Origin of the sequence: Streptomyces sp. NPDC049915, from assembly GCF_040656475.1 — a bacterium.
Taxonomy (GTDB): Bacteria; Actinomycetota; Actinomycetes; order Streptomycetales; family Streptomycetaceae; genus Streptomyces.
In genome coordinates this window covers 263,359-283,198 of the sequence record NZ_JBFAMH010000004.1, presented here as the reverse complement: position 1 = coordinate 283,198, position 19,840 = coordinate 263,359, and the positions used below count along the sequence as shown (strand labels likewise).

The following is a 19,840-nucleotide window of genomic DNA, read 5'->3' as shown; positions in this document are numbered from 1 at the left end:
GACGTGACGCAGACGACCGAAGCACTCACCGCCCGGCAGGAGCCCGTACGGCGGCCACGCATCCACCGCGCGTGGTTCGTCGCCGCGGTCACCTTCGTGACGATCGTCGGAGCGGCCGCGTTCCGCTCCCTGCCCGGACTGCTGATCGACCCCCTGCACGCGGAGTTCGGCTGGTCGCGGGGCACGATCGGCGCCGCCGTCTCCCTCAACCTCGCCCTGTACGGCCTCACCGCGCCCTTCGCCGCCGCGCTGATGGACCGTTTCGGCATCCGCCGGGTGGTCGCCGCCGCGCTGACTGTGATCGCGATCGGCTCCGGCCTGACCGTGTGGATGACGGCGGCCTGGCAACTGTGGCTGTGCTGGGGCCTGCTGGTCGGGCTCGGCTCCGGCTCGATGGCGCTGGCGTTCGCGGCGACCGTCACCAACCGCTGGTTCACCGAGCGGCGCGGTCTGGTCAGCGGCATCCTCACAGCCGGCTCGGCGTCCGGGCAGCTGATCTTCCTGCCGCTGCTGTCCTGGATGCTGGAGCGCAACCACAACTGGCGGCCGGCCGCCGTCACGGTCTCCCTCGCCGCGCTCGCCGTAGTGCCGTTCGTCTGGCTGCTGCTGCGCGACCACCCGGCCGACGTGGGCGCCAAGCCGTACGGCGCGTCCGCGTTCGTGCCGAAGCCCGCGCCCGTGACGGGTGCGGCGCGGCGTGCGCTGACCGTGCTGTTCTCCGCGGTGCGGACGGGGCAATTCTGGCTGCTGGCCGGGACGTTCGCGATCTGCGGCGCCTCCACGAACGGGCTGGTGCAGACCCACTTCGTGCCTGCGGCGCATGACCACGGGATGCCGGTGACGGCTGCGGCTTCGCTGCTGGCGGTGATCGGGGTGTTCGACGTCGTCGGCACGATTGCCTCCGGCTGGTTCACCGATCGGTTCTCGCCGCGGCGGCTGCTGGCGGTGTACTACGCGCTGCGGGGGGTGTCGCTGCTGTTTCTGCCGATGCTGCTGGCGCCGAGTGTGCATCCGCCGATGCTGTTCTTCATCGTCTTCTACGGGCTGGACTGGGTGGCCACCGTTCCGCCGACGCTGGCCCTGTGCCGGGAGCGGTACGGGGAGGACAGCGCGATCGTCTTCGGGTGGGTGCTTGCCTCTCATCAGGTGGGGGCGGCGGTGGTGGCCGGGCTGGGGGGAGTGGCTCGGGATGTCTTCGGGAGCTATGACGTGGTGTGGTACGCGTCGGGGGCGTTGTGTGCGGTGGCCGCGTTGATGGCGTTGGTCATTCGGGGTGGAGGGCGGGTGCCTGCCGGCAGCTTGGGCGGGTGAGGTTGTCGTTCGTCTGCGGCTGGGTGGGGGCTGGTCGCGCAGTTCCCCGCGCCCCTTATATGCCTGCGGCGGCCCGTTGCTGTCCGGTGGCCGGTTGCGGTAGCGCCTTCGGTTCGTTGTGAGTCGGGGCCGGGGCGGGGGGTGTCCGTCCTCGGTCCGGCCGCCCGTTTCCGACGACGGCGCCCTTGCCCGGTGCCGGCCGCTGCGGGCGGACACCCCCCACCCCGTCCCCTTCCCGCCGTCGGCGGCTGCGGCCCGTCGTCGGTGCCTGTCTAGCTGTGGGCGGGCAGTCGGGAGATATGGGTGCCGTGGGCTCGGATGACAGCCTTGGCTATCTTCTCCGCGTCCAGGGCCAGTTCGCGGAGCATGCCGCTGATGGGATTGGTGTAGCCCGTGAAGTACAGGCCCGGCGCGTTGTGGGGGGTGCGGGCCCCGTGGGTTGTGGGGCGGCCGTCTTCGTTCAGTACGGCCAAGTGGCCGACGAGGCTTTCCAGTCCGCGGGTGTAGCCGGTGGCGGCGATTACCGTGTCCGGCTCGATCCGGGTGCCGTCGGCGAGCAGCACCTTGCCGCTCTCGAAGCCCTCCACGGCCGCGACGATCTCCACCCGCTCGGTGCGTACGGCGTCGATGAGGCCGACGTCCTGTACCGGGATGGCGCCCTCGGTGACCCTGCTGTACAGGCCGGTGCCGGGGCGGGGCAGGCCGTGTGCGGACAGGTCGGGCACGCTGATCCGGGCCAGGGGCCGGGCGAGCGCGTCCACCAGGGGTACCGGCAGGCGGCGTACCAGGACACCGGTGTACTGGGCGGCCCAGCCCGCGGTCGAGCGGCGCACGATGTGCGGGGCGGTGCGCACCGCGAGCCGTACCCGTGCGGCGCCGCCCTCCACCAGGTCGACGGCGATCTCCGCACCGGTGTTGCCGACGCCGACGACCAGGACGTCGCGGCCGGCGTACGGTTCGGCGTTGCGGTAGTGGCCGGCGTGCAGGAACTCGCCGGTGTAGGTGTCCCGTCCGGGCCAGTCGGGGACGTACGGCGTGTGGTTGAAGCCTGTGGCGACGACCACCGCGGCGCCGGTCAGCTGCCGGCCGCCGGTGGCGTGCAGCAGCCAGCCGTCGGGCGTGCGGTCGATGCGCGTCACCTCGACGCCGGTGACGATCTCCAGTTCGTGGTGCTCGGCGTACCTCTCCAGGTACCGCACCACGTCGTCCCGGGCCACCCAGCGCCCGAACCGGCGGGGCATCGGCAGCCCCGGCAGGCCGGACAGACGGCGGGTGGTGTGCAGGTGCAGCCGGTCGTAGTGACCGCGCCAGGACGCGCCGACCCGGTCCGCCCTCTCCAGTACGACGGCCCGCACACCCCGGGCCCGCAACGCGTACGCCACGGACAGACCACCGGGACCGCCGCCGACGACGTACACGGGGCGGTCCGCCGGGGTCGCGGGGCGTGGGGACGTGGGGGAGTCGACCATGAGCGCGAGCGTAATCACGCCCGCGTTTGATGGGTCTCGGTCAAGAGGGGAATTGGTTGCGGATTGATCACGGCTGTGAAGATCCGCCGGTGGTACGGGTGATCCGGGCGAGAAAGTCGCCGGGCTCAGTGGACTGCCCGCCCCCAACTGAGCAGGCACCGACGACGGGCCGCACCCGCCGACGGCGGGAAGGGGACGGGGTGGGGGGTGTCCGCCCGCAGCGGCCGGCACCGGGCAACGGTGCCCTTCTGAGACGCGGGCGGCCGGACCGAGGACGGACACCCCCCACCCCGGCCCCGACTCACAGACAACGCAAGGCGCTACCGCAACCGGCCACCGGACAGCAACGGGCCGCCGCAGGCATACAAGGGGCGCGGGGAACTGCGCGACCAGCCACAACGAAACCCGCACAGGCCGCCGCAGGCAACGGCGACCAGCCACAACGAAACCCGCACAGGCCGCCGCAGGCAACGGCGACCAGCCACAACGAAACCCGCACAGGCCGCCGCAGGCAAAGGCGACCAGCCACAACGAAACCCGCACAGGCCGCCGCAGGCAACGGCGACCAGCCACAATGAACCCTGCACTCGAACGACAACCTCACCCCACCCAAGCCGCCGGCAGGCACCCGCAGGGAAAAATCCCCGCCCCCCACCTCACCCCCTCATGTTCAATGACCGGATGACCCCCGCCCCGGCCCTCCGCACCCACGACCTCCGCCTCCGCCGCTGGGACCCCGCTTCGGACGCCGACGCCGAGACGTTCCTCCGTGGCTGCTCCGACCCGGAGTTCCAGCGCTGGAACACCCCGCTGCGCCCCATCGCCACCCTCGCCGACGCCCGCGCCACCCTCCGTGCCAAGGCCGACGCGGCCGACGCCGGCACCGGCGTGGCGTTCTGCGTGGAGGACGTGGAGAGTGGCACCCCGCTCGGCCACATCGGGGTCAGCCGGATCGACCGCGCCATGCGCTCCGCCACCGTCGGCTACTGGATCCTCCCCGAGGCCCGCGGCCAGGGCATCGCCACCCGCGCCCTGTCCGTCGCCACCCGCTGGGCGTTCACCGACCTCGCCCTGCACCGCCTCGAACTCGACCACGCCGTGGGCCACGACGTCTCCTGCAAGGTCGCCGAACGCTGCGGTTTCCGTTACGAGGGCACCCTGCGCGGTGCGATGTGGGAGGCGGGCCGCCGTGACGCCTTCCGCGACTGCCACCTGCACGCCCGCCTCGCGACCGACCCCGAGCCGCACGACAACGCCAAGGCTGGCCCCGATTCCCAGGAGGCACCCGCATGAGCGACTGGTGGAGCACCCCGGACCTCGACGCCTTCCTCGCCCGCGCCGGCACCTTCCTGCACTCCCGTCCGGCCGCCCACACCCTCCCCCTCTCCGTGACCGACGCGCTGCGCCACCGCGGCCTGCACGCGTTCGGCGACGGCGACCCCGTCTTCGGCGTCCTGGAACGCGCCGGCACCGTCGAGGCCGTCTTCGTCCGCACGCCCCCGTGGCCCCTCAACGTCACCGCCCTGTCCCAGTCCGACGCCGACGCACTCGCCGCGCATCTGGCCGCCGAGGGCCACGACCCGTCCGGCGTCACCGCCGACCAGGACACGGCGGCGGCCTTCGCGGCTGCCTGGCAGCGCCGCACCGGCGCCACGGGCCAGGCCGACAAGCGGCAACGCCTGTACCACCTCGGCGAATTGACGGCACCCCAGCCGTCCCCGCCCGGACGCCCCCGCGTCGCCACCGCCGGTGACCGCGCCCTGCTCGCCCGCTGGTTCGCCGAGTTCGCGGAGGCGGTCGGCGAATCCGCGCCGACCGACGCCGGGGCCTGGGCCGACGCGCGGATCGCCTACGGCGGCGTCACCCTCTGGGAGAGGCCGGACGGCATCCCGGTCGCCATGGCCGGCGTGACCCGTCTGGTCGCCGGGCAGGTCCGGGTGGCCCCCGTCTACACCCCGGCCGACCTGCGTGGCCGCGGCTACGCGGGCGCCGCCACCGTCGAGGTCAGCCGCGCCGCGCTCGCCACCGGCGCCGACGAGGTCCTCCTCTTCACCGACCTGGCCAACCCCACCAGCAACGCCCTGTACCAGCGGATCGGCTACCGTCCGGTGGCCGACTTCACGGTATGGGAGTTCGCGCCCGCAGACGCCTCGACCGCCGAAGTCACGGCCACAGCAACCCCCTGACCCACTCACCACCGTCCTGCCGCCGGTACACCACCCGCACATGCCGCCGCGCCTCGTCCCCCTGGAAGAACTCCACCTCCTCGGGCCGCAGCCGGTACAGCGTCCATGTCGGTGCCTGGGCGTCCGGCTCCCGCCGAGCCCGGTCCCACGCGGCCTGCGAGGCGCGCCGCAATTCCTCGACGGACTCCAGCGGCTCGCTCTGCCGCCCGGTGAGCGCGGCCGCCAGCGCTCCCGTGGAGCGGGCGTGCAGGTCCGCCTGGGCCTGGGCGGGCGGTGCCACGGTGACCGGCCCGCGCACCCTCACCTGCCGTCCCAGCACCGGCCAGTAGAAGCAGAGGGCGGCATACGGGCGTGCGGCGAGCTGGCGGCCCTTGTGGCTGACGGCGTGCGAGGCGAAGGCCCAGCCGTCGGCGTCGGCGCCGTGCAGCATGACGATCCGCACGTCCGGGCGGCCCTCCGCGTCCGCGGTGGCCAGCGACATGGTGTGCGGTTCCGGCTGCCCGGCCGCCACCGCGTCCGCGAACCACTCCTCGAAGAGGGCGAGCGGATCGGCGGGCGCGGCGTCCGGGTCGAGGGACGGCAGCCGGGTCACCTCCGGGTCCCACACCCGAAGTGACCTCAGCAGCTCGTGCAGGTGGGTTGCCATGAGCGGAAGTATGGCCGGGGCGCGAAGATCACCGGGCGGTAGCCTCGGCCGGATGCGTCTGATACCCGACGACCCGTTCCCCGAGATCGGTCACCCGTACGTCACCGCCGTCAGCGCCGACGGCCGCTGGCTCGCCGTCAGCTGCCACGCGACCGACGGCGCCGATCACGGCCGTGTCGTCGTGTACCGGACGGCCGATCTGGCCCTGTGGGACCAGCTCCGGCTTCAGGAGGGCGTCGAGCTGCTGGCCTTCCATCCGCGGCTGCCCGTCCTCGCCGTCGGCACCGAGGCCGGGGACGAGTTCGAGCGCCGGGGCGGGCTGTACCTGTACGAGCCCGGGACGCGCCGCCGGACCGGCATGACTGTCGCCGGTGCCGGGGTCGTCCATCTGCGCTGGCGGGACGCCCGGCGGCTGGAGGTGCTCTTCGCCGAACCCGTCGTCGACTTCGCGGACCCGGGCCGCAACACCCACACCCGCGCCACCGTCGTGCGCGACGACTGGTCCGGTGTGCGTGCCGAGGACCTCGCGGCGCCGCTCGGCTGGCCGCGCGCGGAGATCGCGGTCGACTGGAGCCGGACGGAGGGACCGGAGATCAGGCATCCGCAGCAGTACCTCGCCGCTCTCGCCGCCGACCACGGCCGGGCCTGGAACCGCCGCTCCGGGGTGGCCCTCGTGGAGTCGCTGCGCGACGGCCGGGTGCTCGCCGCCCTGCAGACCGGGACCCTGCTGGAGTGCTGGTCGCCGGAGGGCACCCTGCTGTGGTCGGTGCCGGAGCCGGAGGAGTCCTTCCACCGCAACGGCGGTCATCTGTACGTCTCACCGGACGAGGAGAGCGCCTGGGTGACCGTCCGCTACGGCGACAGCGGCAACCCGACGACCTTCCTGCGCCGCCTCTCGCTCGCCGACGGCAGCCAACTGGCCGAGCACAAGCTCGACTTCCCCGTCGCCCTCGCCTGGCGCGCCGACGGCGCCTGGGTCGCCCGAGACTCCCGCGACATCTTCCCCGGCCCGTGCCGGCCCCCGTACGACAGCGTCGTGTACACCCCGAGCGGGCGGCGCCTGGCTCAAGTGCCGCTGGGGGAGAGCGACCGTTCGTTCGGGCTGCGGGTGCGCCGCTCGCCGCATCTGCTGGTTCTGCGCGGCTACGGCGAGGAGGGCACCCGCACGGAACACCTGGACAAGTGGGTCGTCCGGCTCTCCCCGGCCGGTGTCGAGCGGCTCTTCCCGCTGTCCTGGGACGGCACGCCCGGCGCGTCCCCGCACGCGGGGCCCGCCGTGTACGTCGACGACGCGGCCGGCCCGGGACTCGTGCACGCCTGCACGGTCCGCCGGAACGACCACCTGGTGCGCCGCGCCTTCCCGGGCGGCGATCCGCTCTGGGCGCACCGCTTCGACTCCCGGGTGACCGACGTCGACGTCCACGACGGCCACCTCCACGCGGTGACGGGCGGGCGCGAGCTGCTCACCCTGCACGCCACGGACGGCACGGTCGTACGCCGTACGCCCCTCACCCTCGGCGGGCACACCTACACCCCGACCTGCCTGACCGCCGCCGAGGACGGCCGGGTGGTGATCGGCACGGTGGAGGGGCGGCTGCTGACGGTGCCAGGACGGCCCTGACCCCGGCACGGCCGTCCTCACAGCGTGGCCAGGCGCTCCGCCAGCAAGAACGCGCCGATGCCGAGCATGGCCGCACCCGACGTCCGGGTGACCGCGCGGGCGGCGGCGGGCCGGGCGCCCAGCACCGCGCGGGCCAGCAGGCCGACCGCCAGGTAGACGGCGGCGCAGCACGCCATGTGCAGCACGCCCAGTACGGCGGTCTGCGCCGGCACCGGCAGACGGTCGCCGCGCACGGTGAGGAACTGGGGCAGGACGGAGAGGTAGAGCAGCAGCCCCTTGGGGTTCAGACCGCTGATCGCGGCCCCGCGCCCGAAGACCCGCAGGCCGCCCCGCGCGTCCATCGACTCCCCGGCGTCCGGCGTCACGGGCCGACGCAGCACGTTCCAGCCCAGCCACACCAGGTACCCGGCGCCCACCACGGTCAGCGCGGTCAGCAGCGCCGCAGAGCCCGCGACGAGCACCGCGAGCCCCGCCGCCGCCAGCGCCGTGTGCACCGCGTACCCGGCGACCAGACCGGCGACGGCCAGGGTCACCCTGCGGCCGCCGAGGCCCGCGGCGATCGCGTACGCCCAGTCGGCGCCCGGCACGCAGACCAGCAGAAAGTCCAGGGCGAGGAAGGAGAGGAGGGTCGCGGAGTCCATACCGGGGACATTAGGCGCGATCCGCCCGAAAGTGTTCCCGAAATTTGCCCTCGCTCTCGCACGTCGGGGGAAGATTTGCCCCATGGACGACGTGGACCGGAAAATCCTTGCCGAGCTTCAGCAGGACGGGCGGCTGACCGTGACGGAGCTGGCCGCGCGGGTGCGCCTGAGTGTCTCGCCGTGCCATCGCAGGCTGCGTGAGCTGGAGCGGTCGGGCGCGATCAGCGGATACCGGGCGATGGTGGACCCGGCGGCGGTGGGGCTGACCTTCGAGGCGCTGGTCTTCGTCTCGATGCGGCAGGAGGACCGGGAGACGGTCGCCGGCTTCGAGCGGGCCCTCGGGGAGGTGCCGGAGGTGGTGGAGGCGCAGCGGCTGTTCGGCGAACCGGACTACCTGCTCCGCGTGGTCGCCGCGGACCTCGCCGCCTACCAGCGCCTCTACGACGACCGCCTGGCCACCCTGCCGGGCGTCCAGCGCCTGACGTCCACGCTGGTGATGAAGCACGTGGTCAAGGACCGCCCGCTGCCGGCGTGACGCTCCGCTGTCCGTACCGGGATGGGCCTCCGGGGCGGAAACTGCGGGGCCGTACTCCGTAACACGGCGGAGCCGGATACGCAGCAGGCGGTGGTCCACCTGGGTGGACCACCGCCTGCCAGACAGGACTTGGGGCTCGGTGCAACAGGCCGGGCGGAGTGCCGGCGCCTACCGCGTCGGCTTCTTGCCGGTGACGCCCAGATGCACCAACAGCGCGAGGTTCGGCTTCAGTTCGGCCTGCTTCACACCCCACGCCGTGAAACCCTTCTGGTGGGAGGCGACCGCCGCGAGCATCGCGACGAGCGCACCGGCGATCGCCGCGGGGTTCACGTCCTTGTCGATCCTGCCCTTGGCCTGCAGCTCGGAGATCGACTCCGCGAGGGAGCCGTTCACCGCGTTGAGGATCTTCATGCGGATCTTGTTGAACCGCTTGTCGCCCTCTGCGGCGCCGAGATCGATCACGCGCAGGATCGCGTCGTTCTGGCGCCAGAACTCGAGGAAGCCGTCGACGAGTTCCTGCGCGCTCTGCCAGCCGGCCTTGCCGGCCCACGACCGGCCCTTCACCAGCTCGGCCAAGACGGCGCCCTCGGCGGTCATTTGGTCGGCGATCTCCAGGACGGCGCCTTCGACGTCCGGGAAGTACTGGTAGAAGGTCGCGGGCGAAGTGCCCGCCTTCCGGGCCACGTCGATGACCTTGACATCCCGGTACGGAGAGGAGCTGAGCATCTCGCTGAGGCAGTCGAGCAGCTTCTGGCGGGTCGCCTGCCCTCGCCGGCCGGCCACGCGGCCGTCGACGGTACGCACTTGTCCTGTCATGCCGTCAGCTTACCGAGGGGGTGTCGGAGCGCGATTTGGCCGACTGCAAATGGGGTGCACGGGGGTGCGGAGGCTGGTGTGCCTGGTCTGCGCGGTGCGCGCGGTCCCGTTACTTTGGCGGCATGGCCGAAAACAGCTCATCCACGTACCCCGAGGGCGCCCCCTGCTGGGTGGACGCCCAGCTGCCGGACGTGGAGGCGGGCAAGCGGTTCTACGGTGAGCTTTTCGGGTGGACCTTCGAGGCCGCCCACGGCGACTCCGTGTGGGCCCGCCTGGACGGGGAACCGGTCGCCGCGCTCGCCCGCAAGACCGACGGGCGGCTGCCCACCGTCTGGACCGTCCATTTCGCCACCCCCGACGCCGAGGCGCTCTCCCGCCGTATCCGGGCGGCAGGCGGACAGGTGGTCACCGCCCCGCTGCAGATCGGCGAGCTGGGCGTCGCCGCCCTGGCCACCGACCCCGAGGGTGCCGTCTTCGGCCTGTGGCAGCCGGGCAGCCACCCCGGCTTCGGCCGCAGCCGGGACGAGGGCACTTTCGCCTGGGTGGAGCTGTACGCACGCGACACCGCCGCCGCCAACACCTTCTACGGCGATCTCTTCCACGACGCGCTGTTCGGGTCCGGCGCCGAGCCCCGCTTCGGCCGCGCCCCGGTCATCGATGTCTTCCCCGCCGAGATGCCACCGCACTTCCTGGTCCACTTCCGGGTGGGGGACTGCGCGGAGGCCCTCGGCCGGGTGCAGCGGCTCGGCGGGCGGGTGCAGGCGGACCCGTTCACGACGTCCTACGGCACGGTGGCGGTGGTCACGGACGACCAGGGGGCGTCGTTCGCGGTGCTGGAGCGGCCGTAACCGCGTCTGAACTGTCACTTTCATCCTGAAATAGTGCGAGACACCCCTCTCGTCACCGGGTTCGCAACCGCTGCCCGGGACAGGAAGAATCAGGGTGCGTGCCGCCACGGCGGTGCGGTGGTGAGACGCTGCACTTCGGCCGTGTCCACAAGCAGGTGATACGCGGCTCGTACGGGGAGGTGGCAGGCAAGTGGTGGATCAGCTGACGCAGCACGATCCGCGGCGGATCGGGCCGTTCGAGGTGCTGGGGCGGCTGGGGGCCGGCGGCATGGGGCTGGTCTATCTGGCACGCTCGGCGTCCGGCCGGCGCGTGGCGATCAAGACGGTGCGTACCGAGCTGGCCGAGGACCAGCTGTTCCGGGTCCGTTTCACCCGCGAGGTGGAGGCGGCCCGCGCGGTCTCCGGCTTCTACACGGCGGCCGTCGTCGACGCCGACCCGCGCGCCGCCGTCCCGTGGCTGGCCACCGCGTACGTGCCCGCGCCCTCCCTCGAGGAGATAGTGAACGAGTGCGGGCCGCTGCCGGCCCAGGCGGTGCGCTGGCTGGCGGCCGGCGTCGCCGAGGCGCTGCAGTCCATCCACGGCGCCGGGCTCGTCCACCGCGACCTGAAGCCCTCCAACGTCCTCGTCGTCGAGGACGGCCCCCGGGTGATCGACTTCGGTATCGCCTCCGGCGTATCGAACACCCGTTTGACGATGACGAACGTCGCCGTCGGCACCCCCGCCTACATGTCCCCCGAGCAGGCCAAGGACTCCCGCAGCGTCACCGGCGCCAGCGATGTGTTCTCCCTCGGCTCCACCCTGGTCTTCGCGGCCACCGGCCACCCGCCCTTCCACGGCGCCAACCCGGTCGAGACCGTGTTCATGCTGCTGCGCGAGGGCCCCGACCTGGAGGGCCTGCCCGACGAGCTGCGCCCGCTGATCGAGTCCTGCATGCAGATGGAGGCCGCCGCCCGCCCCAGCCCGGCCGACCTCCAGGCCCAGCTCGCCCCGCACCTGTTCGGCTCCGGCTCCGACGACAGCGGTACGGCCTCGGCATGGCTGCCGGAGAAGGCCGTCGCCATGATCGAGACCCGCCGCGGCGGCCGCCCCGCCGCCAAGTCGGCCCCGGCGGGCCCGCGCAGCGGCGGCCGCGGCGGATCCGGCGGCGGAGCCGGACCCGCCATCCCGCCGCCGCCCCCGCACGCCCCCGCCGTCCCCGCTGCGCCGGTCTCCGCGGGAGCACCCGGCACGGGCCCGGTCCACCTGGCCGGCGCCGCCGTGCCGATCGGCCCCGGCCCCCGTGTCGCCGACCTCCGCGCCGCCGCCGTCAAGGCACCGGCGCCCGAGGCCGCACTCGCCGCCTCCTGGTCCAAGCCGCGCCCCGGCGTGGGCGGCGCCGACCCGGCCGTACCCCATCCGCCGCCGGCGCCGCCCGAGCAGCAGCAGAGCGGCTGGCGGCCGTGGCGTTTCCGCATGTCGAACGACGTCTGGGGCACCCCGGCCGTCGGCGGCGACCTGGTCTACGTCACCTCCTTCGAGGTGCACGCGCTCGACGTGGCCACCGGCCGGCGCCGCTTCAAGACCCGGGACGTGGCCTGGTCGATGGCGGTCACCGACGGCCGGGTCCACGCCTCCGACGGCCCCACCCTCTTCGCCCTCGACGCCCGCACGGGCAGCGACCTGTGGCGGCTGCAGACCGACGCGTGGGTGTACTCCCTCAAGGCCGAGCGCGGCACGGTCGTCACCGGCACCCGAGGCGGCGGCGTCCAGGCATGGGAGGCGTCGAACGGGCAGAAGCTGTGGGAGATCACCGGCGTCCAGACCGACTTCGAGTCCCCCGAGGCCGGGCCCGCCCTGCACGAGGGCACCGTCTACGTCTGGCAGGAGGCCCGGCTGCGCGCCCTCGACGCCCGCACCGGCGACGAGCGCTGGTCGTACCCCATCGGTGACGCGGCCTCCTGCGGCGGCGTCCCGCTGCGCCTGACCCAGGCCCCCGACGGCTACGTCTACGTCAGCGCCGGCACCCGCGTGCTCGCCCTCGACGTGGCGAGCGGCATGGTGCGCTGGCACTTCGAGGCGCCCGCGGTGTTCCTCTGCCCGCCGGCCTTCGTGCCGGGCCCGGCGGTGACCGGCGGCGGGGTGTACCTGGCGGACTACCTCGGCACGGTCTACGCCCTCGACGCCACCGACGGCCGCGACCGCTGGCGCATCGCCACCGAGTCCCGCGCCTCCGTCGAACCGGTCCTGGTCGTCGCCGGTCACGTCCACGTCGGCAGCGGCAAGGGCCTGTACACCCTGGACGCGGTGACCGGCACGCCCAAGTGGCGCTTCCAGGCGGGCGGCGACATCGTGGGCGCGCCCGCGGTGGCCGAGGGCCGCATCCACTTCGGCTCCACCGACCACCTCCTCTACACGCTCAAGGCCGACGACGGCCGGCTGCGCTGGAAGCTCGCCACGGGCGGTGAGATCACCGGCTCGCCCCTGGTGCGCGACGGGGTCGTGTACGCGTGCAGCAAGGACCGCTGCGTGTACGCGCTGGACGCGGAGAAGGGGACGGGGACGGCGCGGACGGCGTGACGGCGGCCCCCGGACGCGGATGTGCGGGGTGCCTGGAGCGGCCGCCGCGCCGCTGCCACGGCCGACACCGCGCGGGGTACGGGACGGTCGCCGCGCGGTGACATGTCCGTGACCAGCCGCCCCTAGGGTGACCCCATGAGCAGATGGGGTCGCGAGTTCAGGTTCCTGACCGTGTCGGCGCTGGTGGTCCTGTCGCTGACGGGGTTCTCCACGGGCAGCCACAGCAGCAGTGGCGGCAGCAGCGGCGGCAGCAAGGTCAGCAAGTCCAAGTCCGGCTCCTCCAGGAGCGGCAAGAGCAGCAGCCGGCACAGTTCGAGCGGGGGCGGCTGCAGCAGTTCGCATCAGGACCACGACGCCTACGACGACGATGACGACGACACCTACGCCGGCGACGACAGCTACGCCGACGACAGCGCCGCCGCCGCGACCGCGACGCCCCAGCAGGGCGCGATCGTCAAGCTGGTGAGCTGCGCGACGAGGAAACAGCCGTACGCCACAGTGGAGTTGCGCAACCCCAACGCCCAGGACGGCACCTTCGAGGTGCGGATCAGCTTCCTGGACGCCAAGGGCAAGCTGGTCGACTCCGAAGTGGACCACGTCGAGGTCCCCGCAGGCGGAACGACCGCCACGAAGGAGTACGTCGTCGGCAACGCGGCCACGGTCCGCCGCTGCAAGGTCGGCGAACTGGCGGACCCGGTGACGTCGACCCCCTGAACCCCGAGCGGAAAAGCCACGGCCGCGGCGACTCCCCCTCCGTGCCGCCGCGGCCGGATCCCCCTGCGGAGGTGGTCAGATCACGCGGTCTCGTCCGTGGCGTGGTTGTCGAGCGGCTTCATCGGGATGCCGGTGGCGTGGTTGTCCAGCGTGGTGATCTGCTCGTCGGTCGCGTGGTTGTCGAGCGTGGTGACGGTGTCGACGTCCGTGGCGTGGTTGTCGAGCGGCTTGACCGTGGAGTCCTTCTTGGCATCGCTCATCGATCTGCAACTCCCTTGAATGGTGGCGAAGCCCGCCCGGCAGCTCCCCCGATGGCCGCCGGGCGGGCATATCAGGGTCGTTCACCCTAGCGGTGGTGATCACCGCTGACCCGTCTGCCCCCCGACGCGACGGATCGACAGGACGAGACTGCCTGCCCGCGATAAACGAACGATGAACGTGCCGCCGTGCGCTACGCGACGGCCGAGGGAGCCAGCAGGAGACGGACGTCCGCGGCCTCGGGCGAACCCAGCTGTTCGAAGATGCCGAGGGCTTCCTGCCAGCAGGCGTGCGCCCGGCCGCTCTGCCCGAGAGCCTGCAGCGCACGGCCGAGAACGGTCAGGACGTTGCCGCGCCGCCATTCGCCTCCGATGCCGCGCAGCAGGGCGAGCGCCTGCTCGACGAGGGCGGCCGCGCCGGCCGGTTGCCGGCCGGCGAGACGGGCCTCCGCGAGCCGGAACAGGGTCATTCCCTCCCACAGGCGCTGCCTGCTGTCCCGGAACACCTCGAGCGCCTCGGTCAGGCGGTCCACGGCAGCGTCCAGGTCGCCCTGTCCGGTCAGTGCCAGACCGAGTGCGTAGCGGCCGTTGGCTCCGCGCAGGGTGTGGCCCAGCCGGTCGTAGATGACGATGCCCCGCTGCGCGAGGTCCACCGCGCTGGTGACCTCGCCCATCGCCAGGTGGATGCGTGAGAGGTTGCACAGGGCGCTGGCCTCGCCGGCGAGGTTCCGGTCCTGGCGGAAGCTCTCGATGGCCTGCCGCAGATACGCCTCGCCGTCGGCGTGACGGTTCTGGTAGAGCGCGATGATGCCGCGGTCGTTGGCGGCCCAGCAGACGGGTGCCCGGTCGTCCGCGGAGTGGGCCAGTTCCATCGCCAGGTGCGCGGCGTCATCCGCTTGCTGGAAGCGGCCGGCCACGAGGTGGACGTTGGTGAGGGTGACGAGGGCGCGGCTCTGGGACCGCGGGTCGTCCGCGAGGTCGGCCGCTTCCCTGAGGGCGTGCGCGGCGACCTCGTACTGCTTGGAGTTGGCCCCCGATTCCGCCAGGTCCTTCACCGCCCACAGCAGATCCACCGCGCGCCGCAGCATCGGCCTGCGGGCGCACTGCTGCACCAGCGCCAGAACGGTGTGTGCCTCCGCGTACAGCCAGTCCTGGGCCGCGTGGCGGTCCGCGAAGACCAGCCCCGGATACTCGGTGCCCGCCAGGTGGTCCACCAGCCGGTCCCCCGGCCGTTCGACCGCGTACACGCCCGCTGCCGTGGACAGATAGAAGTCCAGGAGGCGGGACACGGCCGCATCCCGTTCCCGCGGCGGCCATTCGTCGCGCTCCGCGCAGGCGCGGGCGTAGAGGCGCACCAGGTCGTGGAAGCGGTAGCGGCCGGGCGCCGCCGATTCCAGCAGGGACGTGTCGACCAGGGACTCCAGGAGGTCTTCCGTGTCCTCGGCCGGCAGATCGAGGACCGCCGCGGCCGCCGCGAGGGAGATGTCCGGGCCGTCGGCCAGGCCCAGCAGACGGAAGGCGCGGGCCTGGGCCGGTTCCAGCTGGCCGTAGCCCAGTTCGAACGTCGCCTTCACCGCCAGGTCCCCGGCCTGGAGTTCGTCCAGGCGCCGGCGTTCGTCGGCGAGCTTGTCCGCCAGCACCGACACCGTCCACGTGCGCCGGGCCGCCAGACGGGACGCCGCGATGCGGATCGCCAGCGGGAGGAAGCCGCACGCCGCGACCACGTCCAGCGCCGCCTCGCGCTCCGAGCCCACCCGCTCCTCGCCCACGATCTTCGTGAACAGGGCCAGCGCCTCGTCCGGCGCCATCACGTCCAGGTCGACCAGGTGCGCCCCGGCCAGGTCCAGCATGCGCACCCGGGAGGTCACCAGCGCCGCGCACCCCGCCGTGCCCGGCAGCAGAGGCCGTACCTGGGCCGCGTCGCGGGCGTTGTCCAGCAGGACCAGGACACGGCGGCCGTCGAGCACCGAGCGGTACAGCGCCGCCCGTTCCTCCAGGGAGTCCGGGATCGCGGAGTCCGCCGTGCCGAGGGCGCGCAGGAAGGAGCCGAGGACCGTCTCGGGTTCGGCGGCCCGCGCTCCCGCGCCCTGCAGATCGACGTAGAGCTGCCCGTCGGGGAAGGCCGCGCGGGCCTGGTGGGCGACGTGCACCGCCAGCGTCGTCTTGCCGACGCCGCCGATGCCGGCCAGCGCCGACACGGCCATCACCCGGCCCTCGGCGGAGGCGAGGATCTCGCCGAGCTCGCGGACGAAGGCCGACCGGCCCGTGAAGTCCGGGACAGTGGCGGGCAGTTGCGCGGGGCGCGGCCGCGGCGTCACCGGCTCGGTGGGCGCCGAGGAGGGCTGAGCCAGCGCCGGGTCGGCGCGCAGGATCCGCTGCTGCAGTTCCCGCAGGTCCGGGCGCGGATCCACGCCGAGTTCCTCGGCGAGCAGGCGGCGGGTGTCGGCGTACACCGCGAGGGCCTCCGCCTGGCGGCCGCTGCGGTACAGGGCCAGCATCAGCAGTTCGCGCAGCCGCTCGCGCAGGGGGTGGGCGGCGGTCAGCGCGGTGAGTTCGGAGACCGCCTCGGCGTGGCAACCCTGCTCCAGGTCCATGTCCAGGCAGGACTCCAGCAGTTGCAGCCGCCACTCCTCCAGACGGACCCGCTGCGCCTCCGCGTACGGGCCCGGTACGCCCGCCAGCGCCTCCCCGTCCCACAGGGCGAGCGCCCGGCGCAGTGCCTCGCGGGCCCGGCACAGGTCCCCGGCCGCCCGGGCCTTGTCCGCCTCGGCCGTCAGGTCCTGCGCGAGGGCCAGGTCGAGCGTGCGCGGGCCGCGGATCGCGTAGCCGCCGGACTCGCTGACCAGCACGCCCGCGTCCAGCACCTTGCGCAGCCGGGAGGCGTAGGTGCGCAGCGCCGCCAGCGCCTGCGACGGCGGCTCCTCGCCCCACAGGGCGTCGATCAGTTCGGCGGCCGTGGCCGTGCGGCCCTCGCGCAGCAACAGCGCGGCGAGCAGGGCCCGCTGCTGGGGGGAACCGGTCGCCAGCGGGTCCTCGCCGCGCCAGGCCCGCACCGGGCCGAGCACACCGAAGCGCAAGGCCGCCGACTCCGCCGCGGAGTCAGGGCGCCTCTGCTCCGGCACCCGCGGAACACCGTCCATCGCCGTCCCCCCTGGAGATCCCGAGCAACCCCGTCAGTTTGCCTTGTTCGTGGCGGATGCGTCAGCCGTGGGCGACACCGATCACAGGGCGCCGGGCGGGCGGTCACAGGACCCACACAAACGGTCCCCCCGGAGAAGCGGCCCCCGCCGGGCCGGGCGGTCAGTCCAGGTCGACCCGGACCGTGAGCAGATCGGTGCCGAGGACCCGCACCCCGACGCTGTTGACGCGCGGCAGGCGGCGCAGCCGGGCGACCGGGTCGTCGTCGGGCAGGAGGCGGGCGGTGCCGGTGTACCAGCGGCCACGCACGCGCACCCGCACCCGCGGATCCGCCTGGATGTTGCGCACGTACTGCGAGCGCAGCCCGAACTCCGACACCAGCCAGAAGGAGCCGCCGACCCGCCGCCCGCCCACCGGGGTCTGCCGGGGCAGCCCGGAGACCCGCCCCGTCGTCTCCAGCACCGTCTGCGTGGGCAGCCGGCGCAGCACCGGGTTGAGGCGGCGCTGGAACGCGGTGGTGTACCGGTGGCGGAGATCGGCGAGGCGGGACACGAACGCTCCAGTCGAAGGTCAGCGGTGGCCGAGGAAGACCGGGTTGGTGAACGCCGCGAGGGCGCCCGGCAGCGGACCCGCCGCCGCCTCGTGCCGCAGCTCGGCGCGGACGTAGGCAGCGTACGACGCGGTGGTGCGCCACTCCACGGTTCCCGCGCCCGACACCGGCAGCGGGGCGCCGGTGAACAGCACGCCCTGGTCGGTGACGAACCGCACGGTGCAGCGCGGGGCGCCCGAGACCTCCAGGCGCACGGTCACCGGGGTGTCCCGGTCCACCTCCAGCCGCTCACCGATCCCGGCGTGCCGGCCCCGCCCGCCGCTCGCCCCGAAGGACAGCGTGACCTCGGCGGACTCGGCGACATAGGAGCGGCCGGCGCGGATGCCCGCCTGGATCGCCTCGCGGGTCAGGTCGTCGGCGAGGACGACGGTCTGCGGCATGCCCACGGGGTCCGGGTCGCGGTGGGCGTCGCTGTTGCCCATCGCCGGGATCCAGTCGCGTCCCTCGCGCACGGAGGCGACCAGCATGCTGTCCCAGTCGGCGAGCGCCACCTCGTCGTCGGGGGTGTACGGCCCGTTCCACACCTCGATCGCGTCGGCGTCGCCGAAGCCGAACTTCCAGTTGCAGCCGACGCAGGTGGCGTGGGGATGCGCGGGCACGACCAGACCGCCGGCCTGGCGGACGCGGCGGGCGAACTTCCCGAACCGGTTGTCGCGGGCCCGGTAGCGCCAGTCGACGAAGGTGCCCGGGTCGGTGCCGAGGGCCACGACGTGGCCGTTGCGGGTGGTGACCTCCTCGCCGAGCATCACCAGCAGGTCGTCGCCGGCCACGGCCGCCCAGTGCGGGTGGGAGGAGTTGGTGTTGTGGTCGGAGGTGTTGATGAAGTCCAGGCCCGCGGCCCGGGCGAGGGCGGCGATCTCGGCGGGGGTGCGGCGGCCGTCGGAGTGCCAGGAGTGCAGGTGGCAGTCGCCCCGGTACCAGGCCCGGCCCCGCCCCTTGGCGCGCTCCGGGGGGTACGCGGGCCTCGGCGTCTCGCCGGGCTCCCCGTAGGTGAGCGTGATGGTCAGCTCGTACGTCAGACCCTGCGGGGCCACGGTGTACGGGCCCAGCGCGACGTGCCAGGTGCCCGCGCGCACCGGGCCCGGCAGATAGCCGGGGGTGGCGTCGTCGGCGCGTACGAAGAACTCCGTGCGGGCGCCGCCCGACCAGCCGCGGAAGCCCTTGCCGCCGAGGTCGGTGCCGCGCTCGTCGAAGAGGCCGATGTCGAGCGCGTTGCCCGGGGTGCCGGCCGGCACGGAGGGCTTGTCGTAGGTGTAGGAGACCTTGATCTCCCGTACGCCGGTCGGTACTTCGACCGGGACGTACACGAAGTCGGGGGCGCCGGGGGGCAGCGTGCCGCGCACGGTCTGCGTCTCCTGGCCGCCCCGGCCCCCGTCAGCCGCTGCAGCGAAGGTCACGCTCCCCAACGTAAGCGCGGCGGCGGCTCCCGTCACGAACAGGGCGCGTCTGCCGATGGCGTTTCCGTCTGCTCTGTCGTCACACATGGCCGCCACTGTGCCGGGCGGGCGTGAACTCCGGTAGACCGCAAGGGAATCGGGGAGCGGCGTGCCCGGCGCGTGTCCGCCGTACGGATCTGGACCGACCGGACGGTATCGACTACCGCCGTCCCGCGCGGTACAGATCCCCCCATGCGTATCTCCGTCACGGTCTTCCTCACCGACGAGACCATCACGCCCGTCCGCCTCGCCCGCGAGCTGGAGCAGCGCGGCTTCGCCGGGCTCTACCTGCCCGAGCACACCCACATCCCCGTCGAACGCACCACCCCCTACCCGGCCGGCGGCGACCTGCCGCGCGAGTACGGCCGTACCCTCGACCCGTTCGTGGCCCTCGGGCAGGCCGCCGCCGTCACCGAACGGCTGGGCCTGGGCACCGGCATCACGCTCGTCGCCCAGCACGACCCGATCGACCTGGCCAAGCAGATCGCGACCCTCGACCACCTCTCGGGCGGCCGCGTCACGCTGGGCGTCGGCCTGGGCTGGAACGTCGAGGAGGCCGACGACCACGGGGTGCCGTGGCGGACCCGGCGGGCCCTCGTCCGGGACCGGATGGCGCTGATGCGGGCCCTGTGGGCCCCGGAACCGACCGGCCACGAGGGCGAGTTCGGCAGCGTGCGCCCGAGCCTCGCCCACCCCAAGCCCGTACGGACGCCGCGCGGCCCGGTCCTCGGCCCGCGCACCCTCCTCGGCGGGGCGGCCGGCCCCAAGCTGTTCGCGGACATCTGCGCGTACGCCGACGGCTGGCTCCCGATCGGCGGCCGCGGCCTGACGGAGTCCGTGCCCCTGCTGCGCGCGGCCTGGACCGACGCGGGCCGGGACCCCTCCGCCCTCCAGGTCGTCCCCTACGCGGTCCACCCGACCCCGGGCAAGCTCGCCCACTACGCCGGCCTCGGCATCGAGGAGGTGGTGCTGCAACTGCCCCCGGCCGGGGAGAGGGAAGTGCTGCGGACGCTGGACGAGTACGCCCCCCACCTCTCCTGATCGCGCTCCTGTCC

At 73.6% G+C, this 19,840-nt stretch carries 17 protein-coding genes; 9 read left to right on the top strand and 8 right to left on the bottom strand.

Translation table 11 applies throughout. The features are described 5' to 3' along the window. Positions 1 to 3: 3 nt before the first annotated feature. Positions 4 to 1,311 carry an MFS transporter gene (locus AB0J12_RS08605; protein ID WP_363263490.1) on the top strand — a complete coding sequence of 436 codons (1,308 nt, stop codon included), beginning with the start codon at positions 4 to 6 and terminating at the stop codon, positions 1,309 to 1,311. A gap of 272 nt (positions 1,312 to 1,583) precedes the next feature. On the opposite strand, the gene AB0J12_RS08600 is transcribed toward AB0J12_RS08605, so the two are convergent. After that, positions 1,584 to 2,780, bottom strand: coding sequence for an NAD(P)/FAD-dependent oxidoreductase (locus AB0J12_RS08600; RefSeq protein ID WP_363263489.1), 1,197 nt, complete (start codon positions 2,778 to 2,780; stop codon positions 1,584 to 1,586). Between the two features lie 681 nt (positions 2,781 to 3,461). On the opposite strand from AB0J12_RS08600, the gene AB0J12_RS08595 reads away from it, so the two are divergent. Beyond that, positions 3,462 to 4,073, top strand: coding sequence for a GNAT family N-acetyltransferase (locus tag AB0J12_RS08595; protein WP_363263488.1), 612 nt, complete (start codon positions 3,462 to 3,464; stop codon positions 4,071 to 4,073). Beyond that, positions 4,070 to 4,966 (top strand): GNAT family N-acetyltransferase, encoded by an 897-nt coding sequence (locus AB0J12_RS08590; RefSeq protein ID WP_363263487.1) that lies wholly within the window; start codon positions 4,070 to 4,072, stop codon positions 4,964 to 4,966. Before AB0J12_RS08595 ends, AB0J12_RS08590 begins: the two co-directional genes overlap by 4 nt. Here AB0J12_RS08590 and AB0J12_RS08585 read toward each other — a convergent pair. Continuing rightward, entirely contained in the window at positions 4,944 to 5,612 is a 669-nt protein-coding gene (locus AB0J12_RS08585; protein WP_363263486.1) for a pyridoxal 5'-phosphate synthase, read from the bottom strand. The two genes, AB0J12_RS08590 and AB0J12_RS08585, sit on opposite strands and share 23 nt — an antisense overlap. A gap of 52 nt (positions 5,613 to 5,664) precedes the next feature. Here AB0J12_RS08585 and AB0J12_RS08580 point away from each other — a divergent pair, with 52 nt between their 5' ends. Continuing rightward, positions 5,665 to 7,233 carry a hypothetical protein gene (locus tag AB0J12_RS08580; RefSeq protein ID WP_363263485.1) on the top strand — a complete coding sequence of 523 codons (1,569 nt, stop codon included), beginning with the start codon at positions 5,665 to 5,667 and terminating at the stop codon, positions 7,231 to 7,233. A gap of 17 nt (positions 7,234 to 7,250) precedes the next feature. Here the strand turns inward: AB0J12_RS08580 and AB0J12_RS08575 are convergent, their stop codons facing one another. Continuing rightward, positions 7,251 to 7,874, bottom strand: a complete 624-nt coding sequence (locus AB0J12_RS08575) for a LysE family translocator (RefSeq protein ID WP_363263484.1) — start codon at positions 7,872 to 7,874, stop codon at positions 7,251 to 7,253. An 82-nt stretch (positions 7,875 to 7,956) separates the two neighbouring features. Between AB0J12_RS08575 and AB0J12_RS08570 the strand changes: the two genes are divergently transcribed. Further along, on the top strand, positions 7,957 to 8,409 hold the full coding sequence (locus AB0J12_RS08570) for an Lrp/AsnC family transcriptional regulator (RefSeq protein WP_363263482.1): 453 nt from the start codon (positions 7,957 to 7,959) through the stop codon (positions 8,407 to 8,409). A 168-nt stretch (positions 8,410 to 8,577) separates the two neighbouring features. Here the strand turns inward: AB0J12_RS08570 and AB0J12_RS08565 are convergent, their stop codons facing one another. Then, positions 8,578 to 9,213, bottom strand: a complete 636-nt coding sequence (locus AB0J12_RS08565; RefSeq protein WP_363263720.1) for a TetR family transcriptional regulator — start codon at positions 9,211 to 9,213, stop codon at positions 8,578 to 8,580. A gap of 134 nt (positions 9,214 to 9,347) precedes the next feature. On the opposite strand from AB0J12_RS08565, the gene AB0J12_RS08560 reads away from it, so the two are divergent. The 3 genes from AB0J12_RS08560 to AB0J12_RS08550 all read left to right on the top strand — a co-directional run bounded on the left by AB0J12_RS08560 (position 9,348) and on the right by AB0J12_RS08550 (position 13,344). Then, on the top strand, positions 9,348 to 10,073 hold the full coding sequence (locus tag AB0J12_RS08560; RefSeq protein WP_363263481.1) for a VOC family protein: 726 nt from the start codon (positions 9,348 to 9,350) through the stop codon (positions 10,071 to 10,073). Between the two features lie 190 nt (positions 10,074 to 10,263). Continuing rightward, positions 10,264 to 12,630 (top strand): serine/threonine-protein kinase, encoded by a 2,367-nt coding sequence (locus tag AB0J12_RS08555; RefSeq protein WP_363263480.1) that lies wholly within the window; start codon positions 10,264 to 10,266, stop codon positions 12,628 to 12,630. A gap of 135 nt (positions 12,631 to 12,765) precedes the next feature. Beyond that, entirely contained in the window at positions 12,766 to 13,344 is a 579-nt protein-coding gene (locus AB0J12_RS08550) for a hypothetical protein (RefSeq protein WP_363263478.1), read from the top strand. 80 nt (positions 13,345 to 13,424) lie between these two features. On the opposite strand, the gene AB0J12_RS08545 is transcribed toward AB0J12_RS08550, so the two are convergent. The 4 genes from AB0J12_RS08545 to AB0J12_RS08530 all read right to left on the bottom strand — a co-directional run bounded on the left by AB0J12_RS08545 (position 13,425) and on the right by AB0J12_RS08530 (position 18,833). After that, entirely contained in the window at positions 13,425 to 13,604 is a 180-nt protein-coding gene (locus AB0J12_RS08545; protein WP_363263477.1) for a hypothetical protein, read from the bottom strand. Between the two features lie 191 nt (positions 13,605 to 13,795). After that, complete coding sequence (locus tag AB0J12_RS08540) at positions 13,796 to 16,741, bottom strand: BTAD domain-containing putative transcriptional regulator (RefSeq protein WP_363263476.1); 2,946 nt, start codon at positions 16,739 to 16,741, stop codon at positions 13,796 to 13,798. 160 nt (positions 16,742 to 16,901) lie between these two features. Beyond that, positions 16,902 to 17,291, bottom strand: coding sequence for a nitroreductase/quinone reductase family protein (locus AB0J12_RS08535; RefSeq protein WP_363263475.1), 390 nt, complete (start codon positions 17,289 to 17,291; stop codon positions 16,902 to 16,904). An 18-nt stretch (positions 17,292 to 17,309) separates the two neighbouring features. Further along, positions 17,310 to 18,833 carry a CehA/McbA family metallohydrolase gene (locus AB0J12_RS08530; RefSeq protein WP_363263474.1) on the bottom strand — a complete coding sequence of 508 codons (1,524 nt, stop codon included), beginning with the start codon at positions 18,831 to 18,833 and terminating at the stop codon, positions 17,310 to 17,312. Positions 18,834 to 18,977: 144 nt separating this feature from the next. Between AB0J12_RS08530 and AB0J12_RS08525 the strand changes: the two genes are divergently transcribed. Next, positions 18,978 to 19,826, top strand: coding sequence for an LLM class F420-dependent oxidoreductase (locus AB0J12_RS08525; RefSeq protein ID WP_363263473.1), 849 nt, complete (start codon positions 18,978 to 18,980; stop codon positions 19,824 to 19,826). The last annotated feature ends 14 nt before the right edge of the window (positions 19,827 to 19,840 follow it).